The 15,776-nt window shown below is 53.5% G+C and carries 10 protein-coding genes; 9 read left to right on the top strand and 1 reads right to left on the bottom strand.

Annotated features, from left to right (window positions below):
- From C7820_RS10060 to C7820_RS10020, 9 genes are all read left to right on the top strand, one after another.
- Nucleotides 1-1,089 carry a dihydrodipicolinate synthase family protein gene (locus C7820_RS10060; RefSeq protein WP_116230837.1) on the top strand — a complete coding sequence of 363 codons (1,089 nt, stop codon included), beginning with the start codon at nt 1-3 and terminating at the stop codon, nt 1,087-1,089.
- 265 nt (nt 1,090-1,354) lie between these two features.
- Nucleotides 1,355-2,977: an extracellular solute-binding protein gene (locus C7820_RS10055; protein WP_116230836.1), complete on the top strand. Its 1,623-nt coding sequence runs from the start codon at nt 1,355-1,357 to the stop codon at nt 2,975-2,977.
- Between the two features lie 22 nt (nt 2,978-2,999).
- Nucleotides 3,000-3,929: an ABC transporter permease gene (locus C7820_RS10050; protein ID WP_116230835.1), complete on the top strand. Its 930-nt coding sequence runs from the start codon at nt 3,000-3,002 to the stop codon at nt 3,927-3,929.
- Nucleotides 3,923-4,786 (top strand): carbohydrate ABC transporter permease, encoded by an 864-nt coding sequence (locus C7820_RS10045; protein ID WP_116230834.1) that lies wholly within the window; start codon nt 3,923-3,925, stop codon nt 4,784-4,786. The genes C7820_RS10050 and C7820_RS10045 overlap by 7 nt, the downstream gene beginning before the upstream one ends.
- Before the next feature lie 43 nt (nt 4,787-4,829).
- Complete coding sequence (locus C7820_RS10040; protein WP_116230833.1) at nt 4,830-7,094, top strand: helix-turn-helix transcriptional regulator; 2,265 nt, start codon at nt 4,830-4,832, stop codon at nt 7,092-7,094.
- Nucleotides 7,095-7,112: 18 nt separating this feature from the next.
- Nucleotides 7,113-8,114 (top strand): zinc-dependent alcohol dehydrogenase, encoded by a 1,002-nt coding sequence (locus C7820_RS10035; RefSeq protein WP_116230832.1) that lies wholly within the window; start codon nt 7,113-7,115, stop codon nt 8,112-8,114.
- 14 nt (nt 8,115-8,128) lie between these two features.
- Entirely contained in the window at nt 8,129-11,413 is a 3,285-nt protein-coding gene (locus C7820_RS10030; RefSeq protein ID WP_116230831.1) for an OmpL47-type beta-barrel domain-containing protein, read from the top strand.
- A 243-nt stretch (nt 11,414-11,656) separates the two neighbouring features.
- Nucleotides 11,657-12,931 (top strand): hypothetical protein, encoded by a 1,275-nt coding sequence (locus C7820_RS10025; RefSeq protein ID WP_116230830.1) that lies wholly within the window; start codon nt 11,657-11,659, stop codon nt 12,929-12,931.
- A 118-nt stretch (nt 12,932-13,049) separates the two neighbouring features.
- The gene (locus C7820_RS10020) at nt 13,050-14,327 is read left to right on the top strand and encodes a hypothetical protein (protein WP_116230829.1); all 1,278 of its coding nucleotides are present in this window, start codon (nt 13,050-13,052) and stop codon (nt 14,325-14,327) included.
- Nucleotides 14,328-14,440: 113 nt separating this feature from the next.
- Here C7820_RS10020 and C7820_RS10015 read toward each other — a convergent pair whose 3' ends face one another.
- On the bottom strand, nt 14,441-15,664 hold the full coding sequence (locus tag C7820_RS10015; protein ID WP_116230828.1) for an MFS transporter: 1,224 nt from the start codon (nt 15,662-15,664) through the stop codon (nt 14,441-14,443).
- Between the last annotated feature and the right edge of the window lie 112 nt (nt 15,665-15,776).

The raw sequence follows: 15,776 nt of genomic DNA, 5'->3' as shown, positions 1-15,776 counted from the left end.
ATGAAAAATCCGGAGCATTCGCTAACCGCAGAGCAAATCGCAGCGCTGCACGACGGCCTGGTCATCCCGGCCCACCCGCTGGCACTGGATGAAAACCGGAAGCTGGATGAGCGGCATCAGCGGGCATTGACGCGTTACTATGTAGAATCAGGCGCAGGAGGAATCGCCGTTGGCGTCCATTCCACCCAGTTTGAAATCCGGGACCCCGGCGTCGATTTGTTCGAACCTGTCCTTCGGATGGCGGCCGAGGAGGTCCAGCGCGCACAGCTGCAGCGCCCTTTCATTTTGGTGGCTGGCATATGCGGTCCGACTGCCCAAGCGCTCAGGGAGGCGGAAACCGCGCGGAAGCTCGGCTATGATGCAGGTCTGCTCAGCATGGGAGGACTAGCGGATTGGAGCGAGGAAGAGCTGCTGCAGCGCACACGGGAAGTGGCTCAAAGGATACCCGTCATCGGCTTCTATCTCCAACCCTCCGTGGGCGGACGAATGTTCAGCTTCGGCTTCTGGCGGGAATTCGCCGAAATTCCCAACGTCGTCGCCATCAAGATGGCGCCGTTCAACCGGTATCAAACCCTCGATGTTGCCAGGGCCGTCTGTTATTCCAGCCGCCGCGACGAAATCGCCCTGTACACGGGCAACGATGACAACATCATTATTGATCTTCTCACGACTTACCGGTTCCGGGTGGACGGTGAGCTCGTGGAGAAGAAGGTTGTCGGCGGATTGCTCGGCCATTGGGCGGTATGGACGCGGAAAGCCGTAGAGCTGCTGGAGGAAATCAAGCGGGTTCGCGGTGGAGGCACCATTTCGGAAGAATGGCTAAGACGGAATGTGGAGGTGACTGACACCAATGCTGCATTTTTCGATCCCGCCCACCAATTCGCCGGGTGCATTCCGGGCATTCATGAAGTGCTGCGGAGGCAGGGACTGATGCGAGGGATCTGGTGCCTGAATCCGGAAGAGACGCTTTCTCCTGGGCAGGCGGAAGAAATCGACCGGATTTATCGGGATTATCCCCATTTGAACGACGACGATTTTGTCCGCGGGCAACTGAATAAGTGGCTGGAAACGAAATCCAATCACGCGTAGAAAATGATAAAAACCTGACATCCCGAAAGCGGAGAATTTGATATATTTCTACCGATTTAGCATTTTCCACACCGCTCAAAAGCTTGATGCAGCAGCATTTTCAGCCATTTCGGTGCTCAGGGTTCGGTAAATTCCAAGCTCAAGGAAATCACGCTATTTACCGCAGGTGGAAGCGTTTTTATGATGGGATTACCGGTGAATCACGAACACCGAAAATCGTAACACCCCCCCAAGATGAGCCCCAAAACATGAAGGAGGAAAGAGTATGGCAAAGAAGTGGATCAATATGGTTGCGGCAGTCACGATGCTCATCTTCGTACTCAGCGCTTGCAGCGGTGGAAGCAAACCTTCCAATGAAGGAGCGGCACCGGCAGCCGAACCTGCACCAACCGGAGGCGCCGGAGCCGGAAGCAGCACCGAGCAGTATGGCGACACCGGCGGATTAAAGCTGCCGCTGGTTGATAAGCCGACGACGATTAAATTTATGTTGTCGAGCAACTCGGCCAAAATCGGCGACGACAAGCTGATCGTCCAGGAGCTCGAGAAGCGTACGGGGATCAAGGTCGAGTTCCAAACGTATTCCCCGCAAACGTATCAGGACAAATTGAAGGTTGTGGTGGCCTCCGGCAAACTTCCGGACATTTTCATCGGGCTGAAGCCGGCTGAACTGAAAAAAATCGGCCAGCAAAAAGGCGTAGTCGCGATCAACGAATATGCCGACATGCTGCCGAACTTCTCCAAATTGTATTTGCAGGAAAACAACTGGGTCATTAAATCGTTTGGCGATGAAAAAGGCAACATTTATACATGGCCCATTTACGACCTTAACCGGGATGTCAATCACGGCTTCCTGTACCGGAAAGACATTTTTGACAAGAATGGCATCAAGGAATGGACAAATACAGAAGAATTCTACCAGGCTCTGAAGAAGCTCAAGGAAATTTACCCGGATTCTTATCCGTATGCTTCCAAGGGTCTGGCCAACATCTTCAGAGATTGGTCCTTCGGATGGGGCATCGGTAATGGCGACAACTATCCGGCGTATTACGACGAAAAGGACGGAACGTGGAAATATGCGACGGTTCAGCCGGAGCACAAGGATATGCTTGATTTTATGAAAAAGCTGTACAACGAAGGGCTGATGGATCCCGAGTTCCTGACGGATACGCAGGATTCCTGGACGACGAAGATGACGACCGACAAATCGTTTGTGACCTGGGATTGGATCGGCAGACTCGACTTGTTCTACAACCAGGTGAAGGACAAAAATCCGGATTATGATTTACGATACGCCAACCCGGTCGGCCCAACGGGCCATGTCAGAACCCTTCCGAAAGTATCCGACTTCAGCATTGCGGTCGCCAACAACAAGAACAAGGAAGCGGCGCTTAAACTGCTCGATTACCTCTCCAGTCCTTCGGGCGGCGAGCTGATGACCGTCGGTGTGGAGGGCGTCAACTTCGAATGGGGGCAGGACGGCCGTCCGGTGTATCCGGAGCTCAAGGATCTCCCGCTCGTCGATATCGGCGTGCTGGAAGACCGCTACGGCATGTGGCTGGAAGGAGCTTACCTCAGACCGGATAAACGCAGCGTGTACTATAAGTTCTCCGAAAAAGAACAGGAAGCCCAGGACAAAATCATGAAAGAGGACAAGAGAGAACCGATGGATCCGATCCTGAACTTCACCGATGACGAAATTTCCACGCTGGCGGAGCTGCAAACATCGCTTCAGAAAGCGTCGGAGGAATTCAACGCCAAATATATTCTGGATAAATCTTACGGCGACGCACAGTTCGAAAATTTCAAGAAGCAAATCGCCAAGCAGGGCCTGGACGACCTGATGAAAATTTATAACGATGCCCAAAAACGTTACGACGCGGCGAAATAAATCAATGAGGATTTGAAGACTTATGAAGAAACCGAACAAGGGACGTTTGACCGAAACGCTGAAGCACATCCGGCGGGACCGTGAACTGCTGCTGCTCTTTATCCCGTGTATTCTCTTTTATATCATTTTTCGCTACGGTCCCCTGTACGGCTTGATTATTGCTTTTAAGGACTACAGCGTATTCTCCGGCGTGATGGGCAGCGATTGGGTCGGCCTGAAGCATTTTGTTAAATTTTTCAGCAATCAGGACTTTTGGATGCTGTTCCGCAATACATTGCTGCTTGGATTTTACACGCTGATCTTCGGCTTCCCGTTTCCAATTCTGCTGGCGATTCTGCTGAACGAGGTCCGGACCAAGTGGTTTAAAAAATCGGTTCAGACGCTCAGTTACCTGCCGGCGTTTTTGTCAGTCGTTATTATCAGCAGCATGATCATCGATTTCCTGTCGCCGACGAACGGACTGCTCAACCAGCTGCTGGCTGCGTTCGGCTTTGAGAAAAAGTACTTTCTCGTCGATCCCGGCTGGTTCCGTCCGATCTATGTGATCTCCGAGATCTGGAGCACGATCGGCTACGAGTCGATCATCTACCTGGCTGCGATTGCGGGAATCAATCCGACGCTGTATGAAGCGGCCCGTGTTGACGGCGCATCCCGGTTTCACATGATCCGGCACATTACGATTCCCGGTCTCATGCCGACGATGCTCATTATGTTCATCCTGAAAACAGGCTCGATGATCCGAATCGGCTACGAAAAGGTGCTGCTGCTGTACAATCCGATGACTTACAACGTGGCAGACGTCTTCTCGACATACGTATACCGGAAAGGACTGCTCGAATCCAATTACAGCTATGCCGCCGCGGTCGGCATGTTTGAAGCGCTTGTGGCCATGACGATGCTCCTTGGCGCAAACGCAATCAGCCGGAAGATCGGAGGGAAGGGGCTATGGTAGGAGAACGCAAAATATCGGTCTTCGGCATCGTCAACGCCCTGATCCTGGCCTGCATCGCGATTGCGACGCTCTATCCGGTGCTCTACATCACGGTCATTTCGTTCAGCGACACGGCTTCGGTCATTCAGGGCAAGGTATTCCTGTTTCCCAAAGGCTTTAATCTCGATGCCTACAAAGAAGTGCTGAGCAACAACACGATTCCCAGAGCTTATCTGAATTCCATTTACTATACGGCATTGGGTACCTTCATCAATCTGCTGTTTACGGCGGTGGCCGCATATCCGTTGTCCCAGCCCAATTTCTTCGGGCGGAGGGTGTTCATGCTGGGGATCATTGTCACGATGTTCCTGAACCCCGGCATTATCCCCACGTACATCGTCGTTCAGAAGCTGGGACTGACGGATACGGTCTGGTCGCTTGTGCTGCCGAACGCGATCTGGACGATGGAGCTGATCATTCTGAAGAGCTTCTATGAAAATATGTCGTCGCAGATCCGTGAGGCGGCCCTCATCGACGGAGCATCGGAAACGCGGATTCTGTTCCGTATCGTCATTCCGCTCTCTAAGCCGGCGCTGGCATCCATCGGCCTGTTCTTTTTCATGGGCCACTGGAACAGCTTCTTCCTTCCGCTCATTTATTTGAACGACAAGGAGATGTATCCGCTGCAGGTGGTCCTGCGCGATATGCTCATTTTCAACAGCGAAAATGATGCCGGACTCGTGGACCGGGCGGCCCTCGCACCGCAGGCGGTCAAGAACGCCACGATCGTGCTGTCGATGATTCCGGTGCTGCTGATCTATCCTTTTGCCCAAAAGTATTTTGCCAAAGGGGTCATGTTAGGTTCCGAGAAGGGTTAAGCGGACGGATGTGGAATAGTTGTCATCATGAGAGGTGACGCCAATGAATCGGCTGCTTGCAAACCGGGGACTACTGCAAATCTTCTGCTCTCTGCTGTTAGTCATCATGATCATGTCTGCATCAAGCTATGTCGTTTACAAAAAATCCATTTCCGGCATCTATGACAAAGTTACGCAAAACAATCGGCTCGTCGTTAAAAATATCATCCAGGCGTTCGACAGCAGCTTTACGACGGTCAACAATCTGATTTTTACGATCCACGGACTGCCGTTTGATCCGGTCAAATCCGGAGACGGCGGCCGCATGGATATGGCACAGGTCTATAATCTGCAGGATAATCTGGCATCGCTGATTTCTTCTGTCGATTATATCGAAGACGTCATCGTTTTTTACGACAACCAGGATCTGGCCATTACGGCCAATGGAACGAGCGACATGAAGCTGCTCTTCCAGAACAAGTACAGGCACGATACGTACAATGCCTCGTACTGGCGCAGCTTTTCCAAATCCAAACGTCCGTTTACGGTATTTCCTTCTTCCGATTACATGATGCAGACGGAAGGGTCTAAACCGCAAAGCCGGCAGCTTATCGCCGTCATGGACGGCAACAAATACAAGCTGTCGGATAAAAACGTGATTATCCTGATCAATGCGGAAAAGCTGCTGCAGCATGTGAACATGTCCTCCATGATTCCGGGATCGTCAATGATCGTGCTGGACGGCGACCGGAAAATCGTGCTCAGCACGGAAAAAAACTGGGACCTGGTCGAAGTGCTGAACGACGTCTATTTTAACCAATCCCAGGAAGACTCGCTGACCCGCGGTGACTTTGAGTATCATGTGTACCAGTCGGATTACAACGATTTCATTTACATTGATAAGATGCCTTATCAATTCCAAAATATCGATACCGTGGCCAGCGGCAGCCGGATCATTATGGTGATCGCCATTGTGAGCGCGGTGCTGCTGTCGGGGCTGCTCAGCGTCTATCTGTACCTGCCGGTCAAAGGCATTCTTCAGCTGTTCGGAGAGGGCCGCGTCAAAGGGAATGACTTTCGGAAAATCTACAGCGGCATCGTCAAAGTCCAGCGCGAGAACGAAGCGCTAAGGCAGCGGATGGAGAGAGCCGAGGCTGATATGTGCAGGAACGCGTTCTTCCGGGTGCTGGAAAGCCAACGCTCCAGCGACATCGCGAGGGATGTGCTGAAGTATGAGCCGTTTTTCTTCCGGGACCGCAGCTTTGTGATGGCATCCCTTGATTTGAGGCTTTCCCAGAAGGGAGATCGTTCTCATCCGGCGATGGAGCCTCCGCAAATGACTGAGCTGCTGCGGAAGGAACTTGGCAGCATGGCGGGTGCGGGCTATACGGCAGTGTTTCACCAGCGGGAGATGCAGTTTCTTATCCTGCTGGGCATACCGCAGGGCGGCGACAGGCAGACGGTGATATCCGGCTGGGCTGCCTTCATTCTGGAAGCGAACTGCGATGTGCTGCCTGGGTATGTGCTCCGTTCCTTTGTCAGCAAGGATTATGAGGCTCATGTCCCGAATCTTCTGTCCGCTTACCAGGACGTCTTGAACGGGATGCTCTACAGGAACGTACAAGATGAGGCTCAGACTGTGATCGATACCGCGGCGGTACAGTATGTGGGTGACGTTTATTTTCCACTGGAGAAAATGGATCATTTGGCACGCTGCCTGACGGCCGGACTGACTGAGGAGAGCATTCAAATCGTGACGGACATTATTCACGAAAATGCACGCCGGAACATTCATCATTACCATCTGGCCCATGTGGCCAAAAGCATGTTCCTCTATCTGATCAAGCCGGCCAAAGCCACGGCGGAAGGCGATCAGGAACTGATGCAGCTGGAGTCCCGGTTCATCCGGCGGGTCGAGCAGGCATATGATCACCGCGAAATCACGGAGGCGCTCCTGGAAGTGGTGAAGCAGGTTGCCGGCAGCCGCGGCGGCGAGCCGAAAAGCAAGCTGAATCCTGCCTTTATTTCGCAGTACATCGAACTTCATTATATGAACAACCTATACCTCGACCATATGGCGGAGGTGCTGGATACGAGCCCGAAATACTTTTCGAATTATTTCAAGAAAACGTTCGGCATCAACTACGTCGAATACCTGAACAAGGTGCGGCTGGCGCACGCCCGCGAATTTCTGAAGAATACCGATTACAACATATCGGAAATCGGGGAAAAGACGGGGTACATGAACGCGTCAACCTTTACCACGACGTTCAAAAAATACTACGGCATCTCCCCCAGCGAATACCGGAAAATGGCGGGGGAGGGGTAGAAGGAGCGAACCATCGTCATGAAAGCCGTTGCCGCATTACGAGGAAGCATTGTAGTCACGGATACGGAAGACCCGCCTCTGGAGAGGGGGCATGTCCGGATCCGGACCGAATATTCGGCCATTAGTCCCGGCACGGAGCTGTCTTTTCTGAAAAAGGGAGGCGATCATCCGTCCCTGCTCGGGTACAGCGCGGCCGGCATCGTCGAGGAAATCGGCGAAGGCGCGACCGGCCTGCTGCCCGGTCAAAGGGTGGCCTGCTATGGAGCCCCTTACGTCCGGCATGCGGAACGTCTCACGGTTCCGTCCAATTTGGTGGCCGCGGTACCGGACCACGTCCTGCCGGAGGAAGCCGCTTTTGCGGGCCTTGGTGCGATAGCTATTCATGCCCTGCGGACAGCGGATCTGCGGTTCGGGGAGTCGGCGGTGGTCGTGGGACTTGGCATTCTGGGCCAGATCATTGCCCAAATCGCTTCAGCGGCTGCAGTTCGCGTCGCAGCGCTCGATTTGAACGCGCAGCGCGTACTGATGCTGCAGGAACAAGGAATCCGTCACGCATATAACCGGCATGAACAGCTTGAGGAGCAGCTGCAGATCCTCACGGACGGCCATGGGGCGGACAGCGTCATCTTGTGCGCAGGGGGGCCGGGGGAGGAGCTGATCAACCGGTCGCTCACCTGGATTCGCGACCGCGGCAATATCGTGGTTGTCGGTGACTTGACCACTACGTTTTCCCGTGGTCAGATGTTCGGCAAGGAGGCGCAGGTGCTCATCTCTAGGGCCGGCGGACCCGGCAGATATGACAGCGGGTACGAGAAGGATAACCGGGATTATCCGATCGGTTATGTGCGGTGGACCGAGGGCAGAAACGTTGCGGAATACGTCCGCCTCCTCGCAGAAGGACGGATATCGGTACTGCCGCTCATATCGCACCGCTACCCGCTAGGTGAAGCGGAAGCGGCTTACGCCAACTATTTAAATCCTACGGATTGTCTGGGAACGATTCTCGAATACGAATCCTGAAGGAGGATGTGTGAATGCGGAAGTCATGGTTTGCACTATTGGCATGTGTTGTACTGTTAACAGGCTGGACTGGATTGGGAGGCAGCGGCACGGCGAAGGCGGAAGACAGCCGTTTGTCGCAGAAAGTGTATGGCAGCCCGGAAGAACTGCTGCCCCCGCTGAACTACACCGTTTCGATTTTTAACGGGACCGTAGGCTATGAAGAGGGACGGCCGGTCATGTATACCGTGTCTAAAGGGAAACCGGGCCAGCTGAATGTCATTGACCTGGAGGATTACAAGCTGCTGCGCAGCATTCCGATCCCGCCCTCGGAGAGCTCATGGGCGCATACAGTTGCGCCGGACGGCACGCTGTACGTCGCGGCCGACGGCAGCGGAGCCAGATTGTGGAAATATTCTCCGGTGACGCATACCGTGGAACAGGCCGCCTCCTTTGCCGGCGAATCGTGGCCGATCTGCATCACAACGGATGAGGCGGGCCGGGTATACGTCGGTACTTATCCTGGAGGCAAGGTGATTCAGTACGATCCAGCCACTGGCCAAACCAAGGATTATGGCCGCGTGATCGGTAACATTGCCCAAGAATATGTCCGCTCCATCGCATATCAGGGCGGTAACATTTATGCGGGAACGGCGCATCATCAGATTGTCCGCGTTAACCTGGATACAGGCGAGAAGACGGACATTGCCGCGTCAATGAATGTTCCGGAAGGGGACGATACGGTATACGATTTGGACACCATCGACAACCGCTACCTGTTCGCCCGTTATACGGATGGCAGTGGTGTGCCGGGTCCGGCGTACATTTATGATACACAAACCGGTTCCTGGCTCGATACGGTGCTGGACAACGTGACCGGACTGCACGAGACCGATTCCTTGGACGGCAAAATTTATTTTATGTCCGAAAAAAAATTGAAGACCTTCAATCTTGCCACGCATGAAGTCAGCGAAACAGGAATGGAATACAACAGCGGATTCCGGGGAGCCGATTGGGTAGAGTTTCCGAACAATCCCGACCTCCCGGGTAAAAACCTGGTTACCGTCCGCTATGACGGTGGAGTGGCGATCATGAACATCGAGACCAAGCAAGTGCACCTGATGCCATCCGTCGTTCCGGGATTGCCGGGCGTGGTGAACCGGATCCAGTCCGCGCCGGACGGGAAACTGTTCGTCACCGGGGTACAAACGAGCCGGGGTTCAATTATCGACCCGAATACCCTGACCTCCTCGGCATTCTCCATTGGTCAGGCGGACAGCGTGTATCCGCTCGGCGATAAAATGTATATGGGCGTCTATCCTGAAGGAGCGCTGTTCGAATACGACATGACCCAGCCGCCGGGGACAGAAAACCCGAAGAAGACGTTCGTCCTGGAAAATGGGCAGGAACGCCTGGTGAATATGACATCGGGAGGCGGCAAGCTCTATATCGCGACCATCCCGGGTTACGGTACCCTTGGCGGATCGGTTACGGTATATGATCCCGCTACGGGGGAAAGCCGTGTTCATCGCAATGTCGTACAGGATCAAAGCGTCCTGAGCCTTGCCTATAAAGACGGCAAATTGTTCGGATCGACGACGATTCGCGGGGGACTCGGTTCGGAGCCATCGGCGGATGAAGCGAAAATATTCGTATGGGACACCCAGACCGAGCAGAAGATCACGGAATTCCCTCTTCGGATCGCCGGACTCGATAAACCGGTCTTCATCGGGGATTTGAGCGTAGGTCCGGATGGACTGATCTGGGGCGCGGCGTATGAATACGTGTTTGCGCTGGATCCAAATACGTATCAGGTTGTAAAGAGCAAAAAGGTGCAGTCTGGCGTTAGCTATACGCAGTGGGCTCATCACATGATCCGCTGGTCGGAAGACGGACTTATGTACGTTTTGTTCAACAACAAACTGACGGTCATCGATCCGCAAACGCTGGAATCGCGCACGATCACTAATGCCGCTCGGTTCGAGATCGGCAAGGACGGCAACATCTACTTTACGGACAATGCCACGAATACGATCATGTACCGGATTGAAGTCGATGGGGAAATTGTCGAGCAGCCACCAGGCATTCCGCTTCCGGTTAAAAACCCAGGATTTGAGGACGCCGTGAATGGCGCTGCGATCCCAGGTTGGACGTCCTTGTTTGCCACCGGTTCCGATTTGAGCTACGCGGTCAGCACGGACCGGAGCTCCTCCGGCAGTGCCAGCCTGAAGCTGAAAGATAATACCCGTACGGGATCCGTCGCCTTGCAGAGCGATAAGATCACCGTTGAACCGGGCAAGAAATACACGTCCAAAGTCCAGGTGTATATCGAATCGGGACAGCCGGGAACGATGCTGCGCTTCTTTGACAGCAGCAATCAAACGCTGGCTACGCAGGAGATTCATCTGGACGAGAGCCGGCTGGCCCAGTGGCAGACCGTGACGCTAAACGCCACGGCTCCCGACAATGCGGCCTACGCCCGCTTAATCGCAGTGGTTAGCCGCTACAACATGGCGTCGGCATATTATGACGACTTCTCCCTGTCTGTTGAAGGGACGTCTGAACCGGTGGATCAGGCAGCGCCTGTGTCTGCGGCCGAGGTATCGCCCGCTGCAGGCGAGAGCGGCTGGCTGAACCGTGACGCATCCGTGCAAATCCAGGCGGAGGATGAGGGCAGCGGCGTGGCCGCCATCACCTATGCTGCCAGCGGAGCGGGTTCGCTTGAACCGGTTCGAATAGAAGGAGCAACCGCATCCTTCAATGTGACTGCCGAAGGAGTCACGACGGTGACCTATTCGGCCGAGGACCAGGCAGGAAACAAGGAGGATCCGCGGGAGCTTACGGTCAAGATCGATAAAACGGCGCCTGAAATCACATTTACCGGGGAAGCAGCCTATACGGTAGATCAGAAGGTGTCCATTCAGTGCGCGGCGTCCGACAGCTTATCCGGTGTCGCATCTGAACCGTGCATCGGGACAGACCGACCCGCATATGAGCTGGAGCCTGGCACCAATGTGATCACGGCTTCGGCTAAAGATGCCGCAGGCAATGAAAGCACAAAGGAGTTTTCATTCGGGGTTACGGCAACGTACGACAGTCTGGGCGCGCTTGTGCGTTCGTTCCTGCCTGCGGATGCTGACTTTGCCGAGTCGCTGAACGCGAAGCTGCTGGCGGCCAAGGCTTCTGCCGGACGTGATCAGGCTCAAGCGGAGCAGGGACAGCTGTCCGCGTTCGAGCAGGAGGTTACCGCCCAAAGCGGCAAGAAGCTGACGGAGGATCAGGCAGCGGTGCTGCTGAAGTGGGTGAAAACGCTGAAATAGAAGGATATCGCAAAGAATAGTCGTGGTAAGCGACGTCAAATGAGGAGTCTGCGAGCAAGCGCAGGCTCCTCATTTTTCTTTTCAGAACGATTCCGAATCTTTAGAACCGGCGAGGTTACCAGTGTTTGCAAAAATCGGCAACTTTCCCAAACGAATAAGCGTTTAACATGTAGTTCGATCCGGATCGAAAACCGGACAAAGAGGATACTTATTTGATACCAGGGGCAGGGAGATGAAATCGTTATGGATAAAAAACACCGGTTGGGGACCGTGGTACGGTCTGCCGTAATGCTGACGATTTTGGGAGCCGCGGTGACACCCAGCCCGTTTGTGGCGGCAGGGGATTTAGCAGTTCCGGCTAAGGTTCTGAGCATTCAGAACCCATCCGCAACTGGACAGGCGGCGCAGGTACCTGCCCAGAAGGCGGCAATCAAATGGAAATTTAGCCCTTCGTTTTACGATCAGGCAACCGGTTATTCCTACTACTCCGCCACCGCCGACCAAATGTTCAGTCGCACCATCTATCATGATCAGGAGGGGGAGTGGCATGCGTTAGCAGAAGGTGTAACGATACATCGGGACTACACATTGGAAACACCGGTCGTGGACAGGACGAAATCCGGCGATCCTATGGAAGGGCTCTACTCGACCGTATACGACCCATCCAAGGAGACTGCGACGAGAGGGGTATATTTTGCAGGCGGCTCGGACCTCCAGCATGGATTTCGTTACGTAAAAAACTATTACAAGCGGCAGGACGCGCAGGGAAAGGAGTATACTGCTTCCGATTTCAGCCTGCTCCTTCGAACCCGTTCCGGAGTGATCCGCGAGATCGAGCGCGTGCCTAACCGTCTGCGTTTTAAGGCGATGCCGGACGGAAATACGCTTGCGGTCCAGTACAGCGTTCCACATAAACCGAATGAAATACTGATCATCAACACCGAAACGGGGAAGAAGAAGCACCTGACATATGGCCGACCAGAATACTATGACGCAAAAGAGGGGCGGCTTCTCATCACCCTCAATAAAGCGGGGAATCCAAGCATCGTGTATACGCTAGCCGACGGTAAGCAGCGCCCGGCGACGGAACAGGATTGGAAAGCGTTTAGGAGCATTAGCTTGGCCGAAGGCCGCCACCTTCCGTGGCCGGACCCTGCCACTGCGCCTCCAGCTGATTTGCAGCCACCGGATTTGCCGGTGACATCGGTCCAATCTCAAGATCAAATCTTGGTCCGAGCTGCGATTGGCGGTCGTGCGGTGAATTTATCCTTTGCTTTTGTCCAAAACGGCCGGACTCTGTTCCCTGTTCGTGAAATGGCGGAGCAGACAGGCCTGGAGGTTAAGCAAACGAAGGTGTCTGGAAAAGCGGGGGGCACATCTTTTACCTTGAAAGGACCTGGAGGGAGCGTAAGTTTAACACCGACTGACTCTATGTTGATCGGCGGCCAGCTCTTTATTGGCTCTGATATCTTGAAGCGGATTGGCTTGCCGGTGCAGGGGGTGAATTGGAATCCCTAATTAGATGAGGGCGGATTTGGAGATTAGCTCATCTTTGAAAAAGGGATTGATCATAGATCCATCTAATGGTTACTCAACCGAATACTAGGAATTACATAGTGAGAGGAGAAAATCAACGATGAACAAGAAGCACAAGCGGAAGGCCTCGTTGTTGTTTGCAGCGCTGCTGGCTGCGGCGGGTACGGCGATGGTGCCAAGCCCCAGCGTACAGGCGGAGGAGGCACCTGCGGCTCAGGATAAATATCAGACAATCGAGAAACTGCCGGCGAGCGCAGATCAGCCAACCAAGATGCAGTCGAAAGAAACGTTCACATGGGAGTTCGATCCTATATTTTTTGATAAGTCGACAGGACGTTCTTATTACAATGCGCATACTTTTGATGAGGAGCGTTCATACGAACGAACGATATATCAGGATGCAGATGGTCAATGGCATTCACTTGAAGAGGGGGTATCTGTCAATTGGGATTATGAACTGGGTGCGATCAAATTATGGAGATACGGGTTTGGCGAGGGACTCAGTGAACTCTTCTCTACGTTATACAATCCATCCAACGAAGTAGCAACCACAGGGGTTTATTGGATGGGCAGTGACGACAATCGTTACGGGCTACATTTCATGAAAAATTACTACACTCGGCAGGATACCAATGGCTATTGGTATTCATCCGAGTACATTCTGCTCCAACGAACAGAGGATGGCGTGGTCCGCGAGGTTGGACGTACCTGGCATCGGCCGCTATATTACCCGGTGCCGAATGGTAAGGTTCTCGTTCAACAGTACAGTAACACGGCTAAAATGAATGAGTTATTGATTTATGATCCTGTTTCGGGGCTCATGAAGCACTTGGTCTATGCAAGCCTCGACTATTATGATCCACCTAGCGGGCGTCTGCTCGTCAACTATAACAAGCCGGGCCGCCCTATCGCAGTGATTACGTTGGCCGATGGAAAAATACGTCCGGCAACGGAAGATGATTGGCAGGAATTTAACCGTCTTTTGTCGGAAAAGGAAGACGCTGCGCCTCGGCCTAACGCATCGACCAAGCCCCCTGCCGATTTACAACCACAAAACTTGCCTGTGACACCCATTCAAATTCGTGATCAGATCACTGCAAGAGCCACGATTGGCGGCAAGGTGGTATATCTCAGTTTTGCCTTTATTCAAAACGGACGCACGATGATTCCGGTACGGGAACTGATGGAGCAGGCGGGCCTGGAAGTGATACAGCAGAAGGTGAAGGTAAACAGCAGTTCTTTTACCCTAAAAGGTCCGGGAGGAACCGAGACGGTCACGGCTGCTGACAGCATGATGATCGGCGACCGGCTCTATGTTGGATCTAATGTTTTGAAGCGGATTGGGTTGCCGGTTCAGGGGATGAACTGGAATCCGTAAGCAAGATCGCCGCCCTATCATAAAAATAACGGCATGCTCTCCCATGGTCTAAAAGGGAGGCATGCCGTTTTCATTACAATCGGTTGGGATTGATTACAAACCAGTTGGTTTGATTACAGGGCAGTTGGTTTGGCTTCGCTGCCGTGCCGCTCCTGCCGGGAAGATCGAGTCACGTACAAAAGCAGCAGCGCGGTGATCACTATTAATGCGATGATCATCCCGATCACCCCGTTCCAGCCGAAACCGGAAAGGAAGAATCCGCCGGACCAGCCCACCAGGCTGGACCCCGTGTAGTAGAAGAGCAGGTAAAGGGATGAAGCGTAAGCTTTATAGCGCATCGGTGCCGCTTTGCCCACCCAGCCGCTGGCAACGGTGTGTCCCGCGAAGAAGCCGCATGCGAACAGAATCATGCCTGCGATCATAAAGACCACGTTGCCCGCCAGCATGAGTAGGGCACCGACAAGAAGCATGCCCAGGCCGCTGGCAATCAAGCCGGCACGTGAATAACGGTCAGCCAGCTTACCGAACCAGACGGAGGACCAGGAGCCGATCAACTGGAAGACGAATAGGCATCCGATCAACGTTTGACTCAGCTCATAAGGCGGCTGGGACAACGGAAAGTCGATATAGTTAAACAGCGTAACGTACGCGCCGAGCAGCAGAAAACCGATCAGGTACAGGCACAGGAGCCGGGTGTTTGCAAATCCGTTCCGGAAGCCGTCGGCCCAGTGGTGCAGCGAAATGCTGACCGGTTTGAAGTGGTTTGATTTGGGCAGGTAGAGCCAAAACATCACACTGCATAGAAGGCTGACCAAGCCTAGGACAAACATCGCAATATGCCAATTGAAAAAATCGGTGATCAGACTGATGATAACCCTTCCTGCAAAACCGCCTACCGCAGTGCCTGCCACATAGAATCCCATGACCTGTCCGATGCTGCGCGGTTCGATCTCCTCGTTGAGATAAGTCATGGCGATGGCCGGAAAGCCTGCAAGGCTGACGCCTTCGAGCAGCCTGGCGGCCAGCAGCAGATGAAAGTTAGTGCTGAACGAAGACGCCATAGCCAGCACCGATGTAACGAACAGCGACACGCTCATGACGCCTCTGCGCCCCCAGGCATTGGACAGGAGGGAGACAAACACCATGGTGACCGCTAATGTAATCGTTGAGAAAGAAATGATGAAGCTGGCACTGGAAGGAGATACGTGGAATTCCTTCGCAAACGTGCCGATTAAGGGCTGCGGGCTGTACAGGATCGCAAAGGTGACCAGACTGCCCAACAGCATGCTGACCAGTACCCGGAAATAGGCACGGGTACCGATTTGAATGTACTGCATGGCAAACGCCTCTCTTTGTTAAGTTGTTCTGTAAACTCCTCTTTCGGTGACGTCCCTAAGTATACGCCTGGTTCGCTTATGTTGTATAATGAATTAAAATTATCAAATTCAT

The organism is Paenibacillus sp. VMFN-D1 (assembly GCF_003386155.1).
GTDB classification, from domain to species: Bacteria; Bacillota; Bacilli; order Paenibacillales; family Paenibacillaceae; genus Paenibacillus_AQ; species Paenibacillus_AQ favisporus.
The sequence above is the reverse complement of the archived record's forward strand: the minus strand, read 5'-3'. Positions and strand labels throughout refer to the sequence as shown.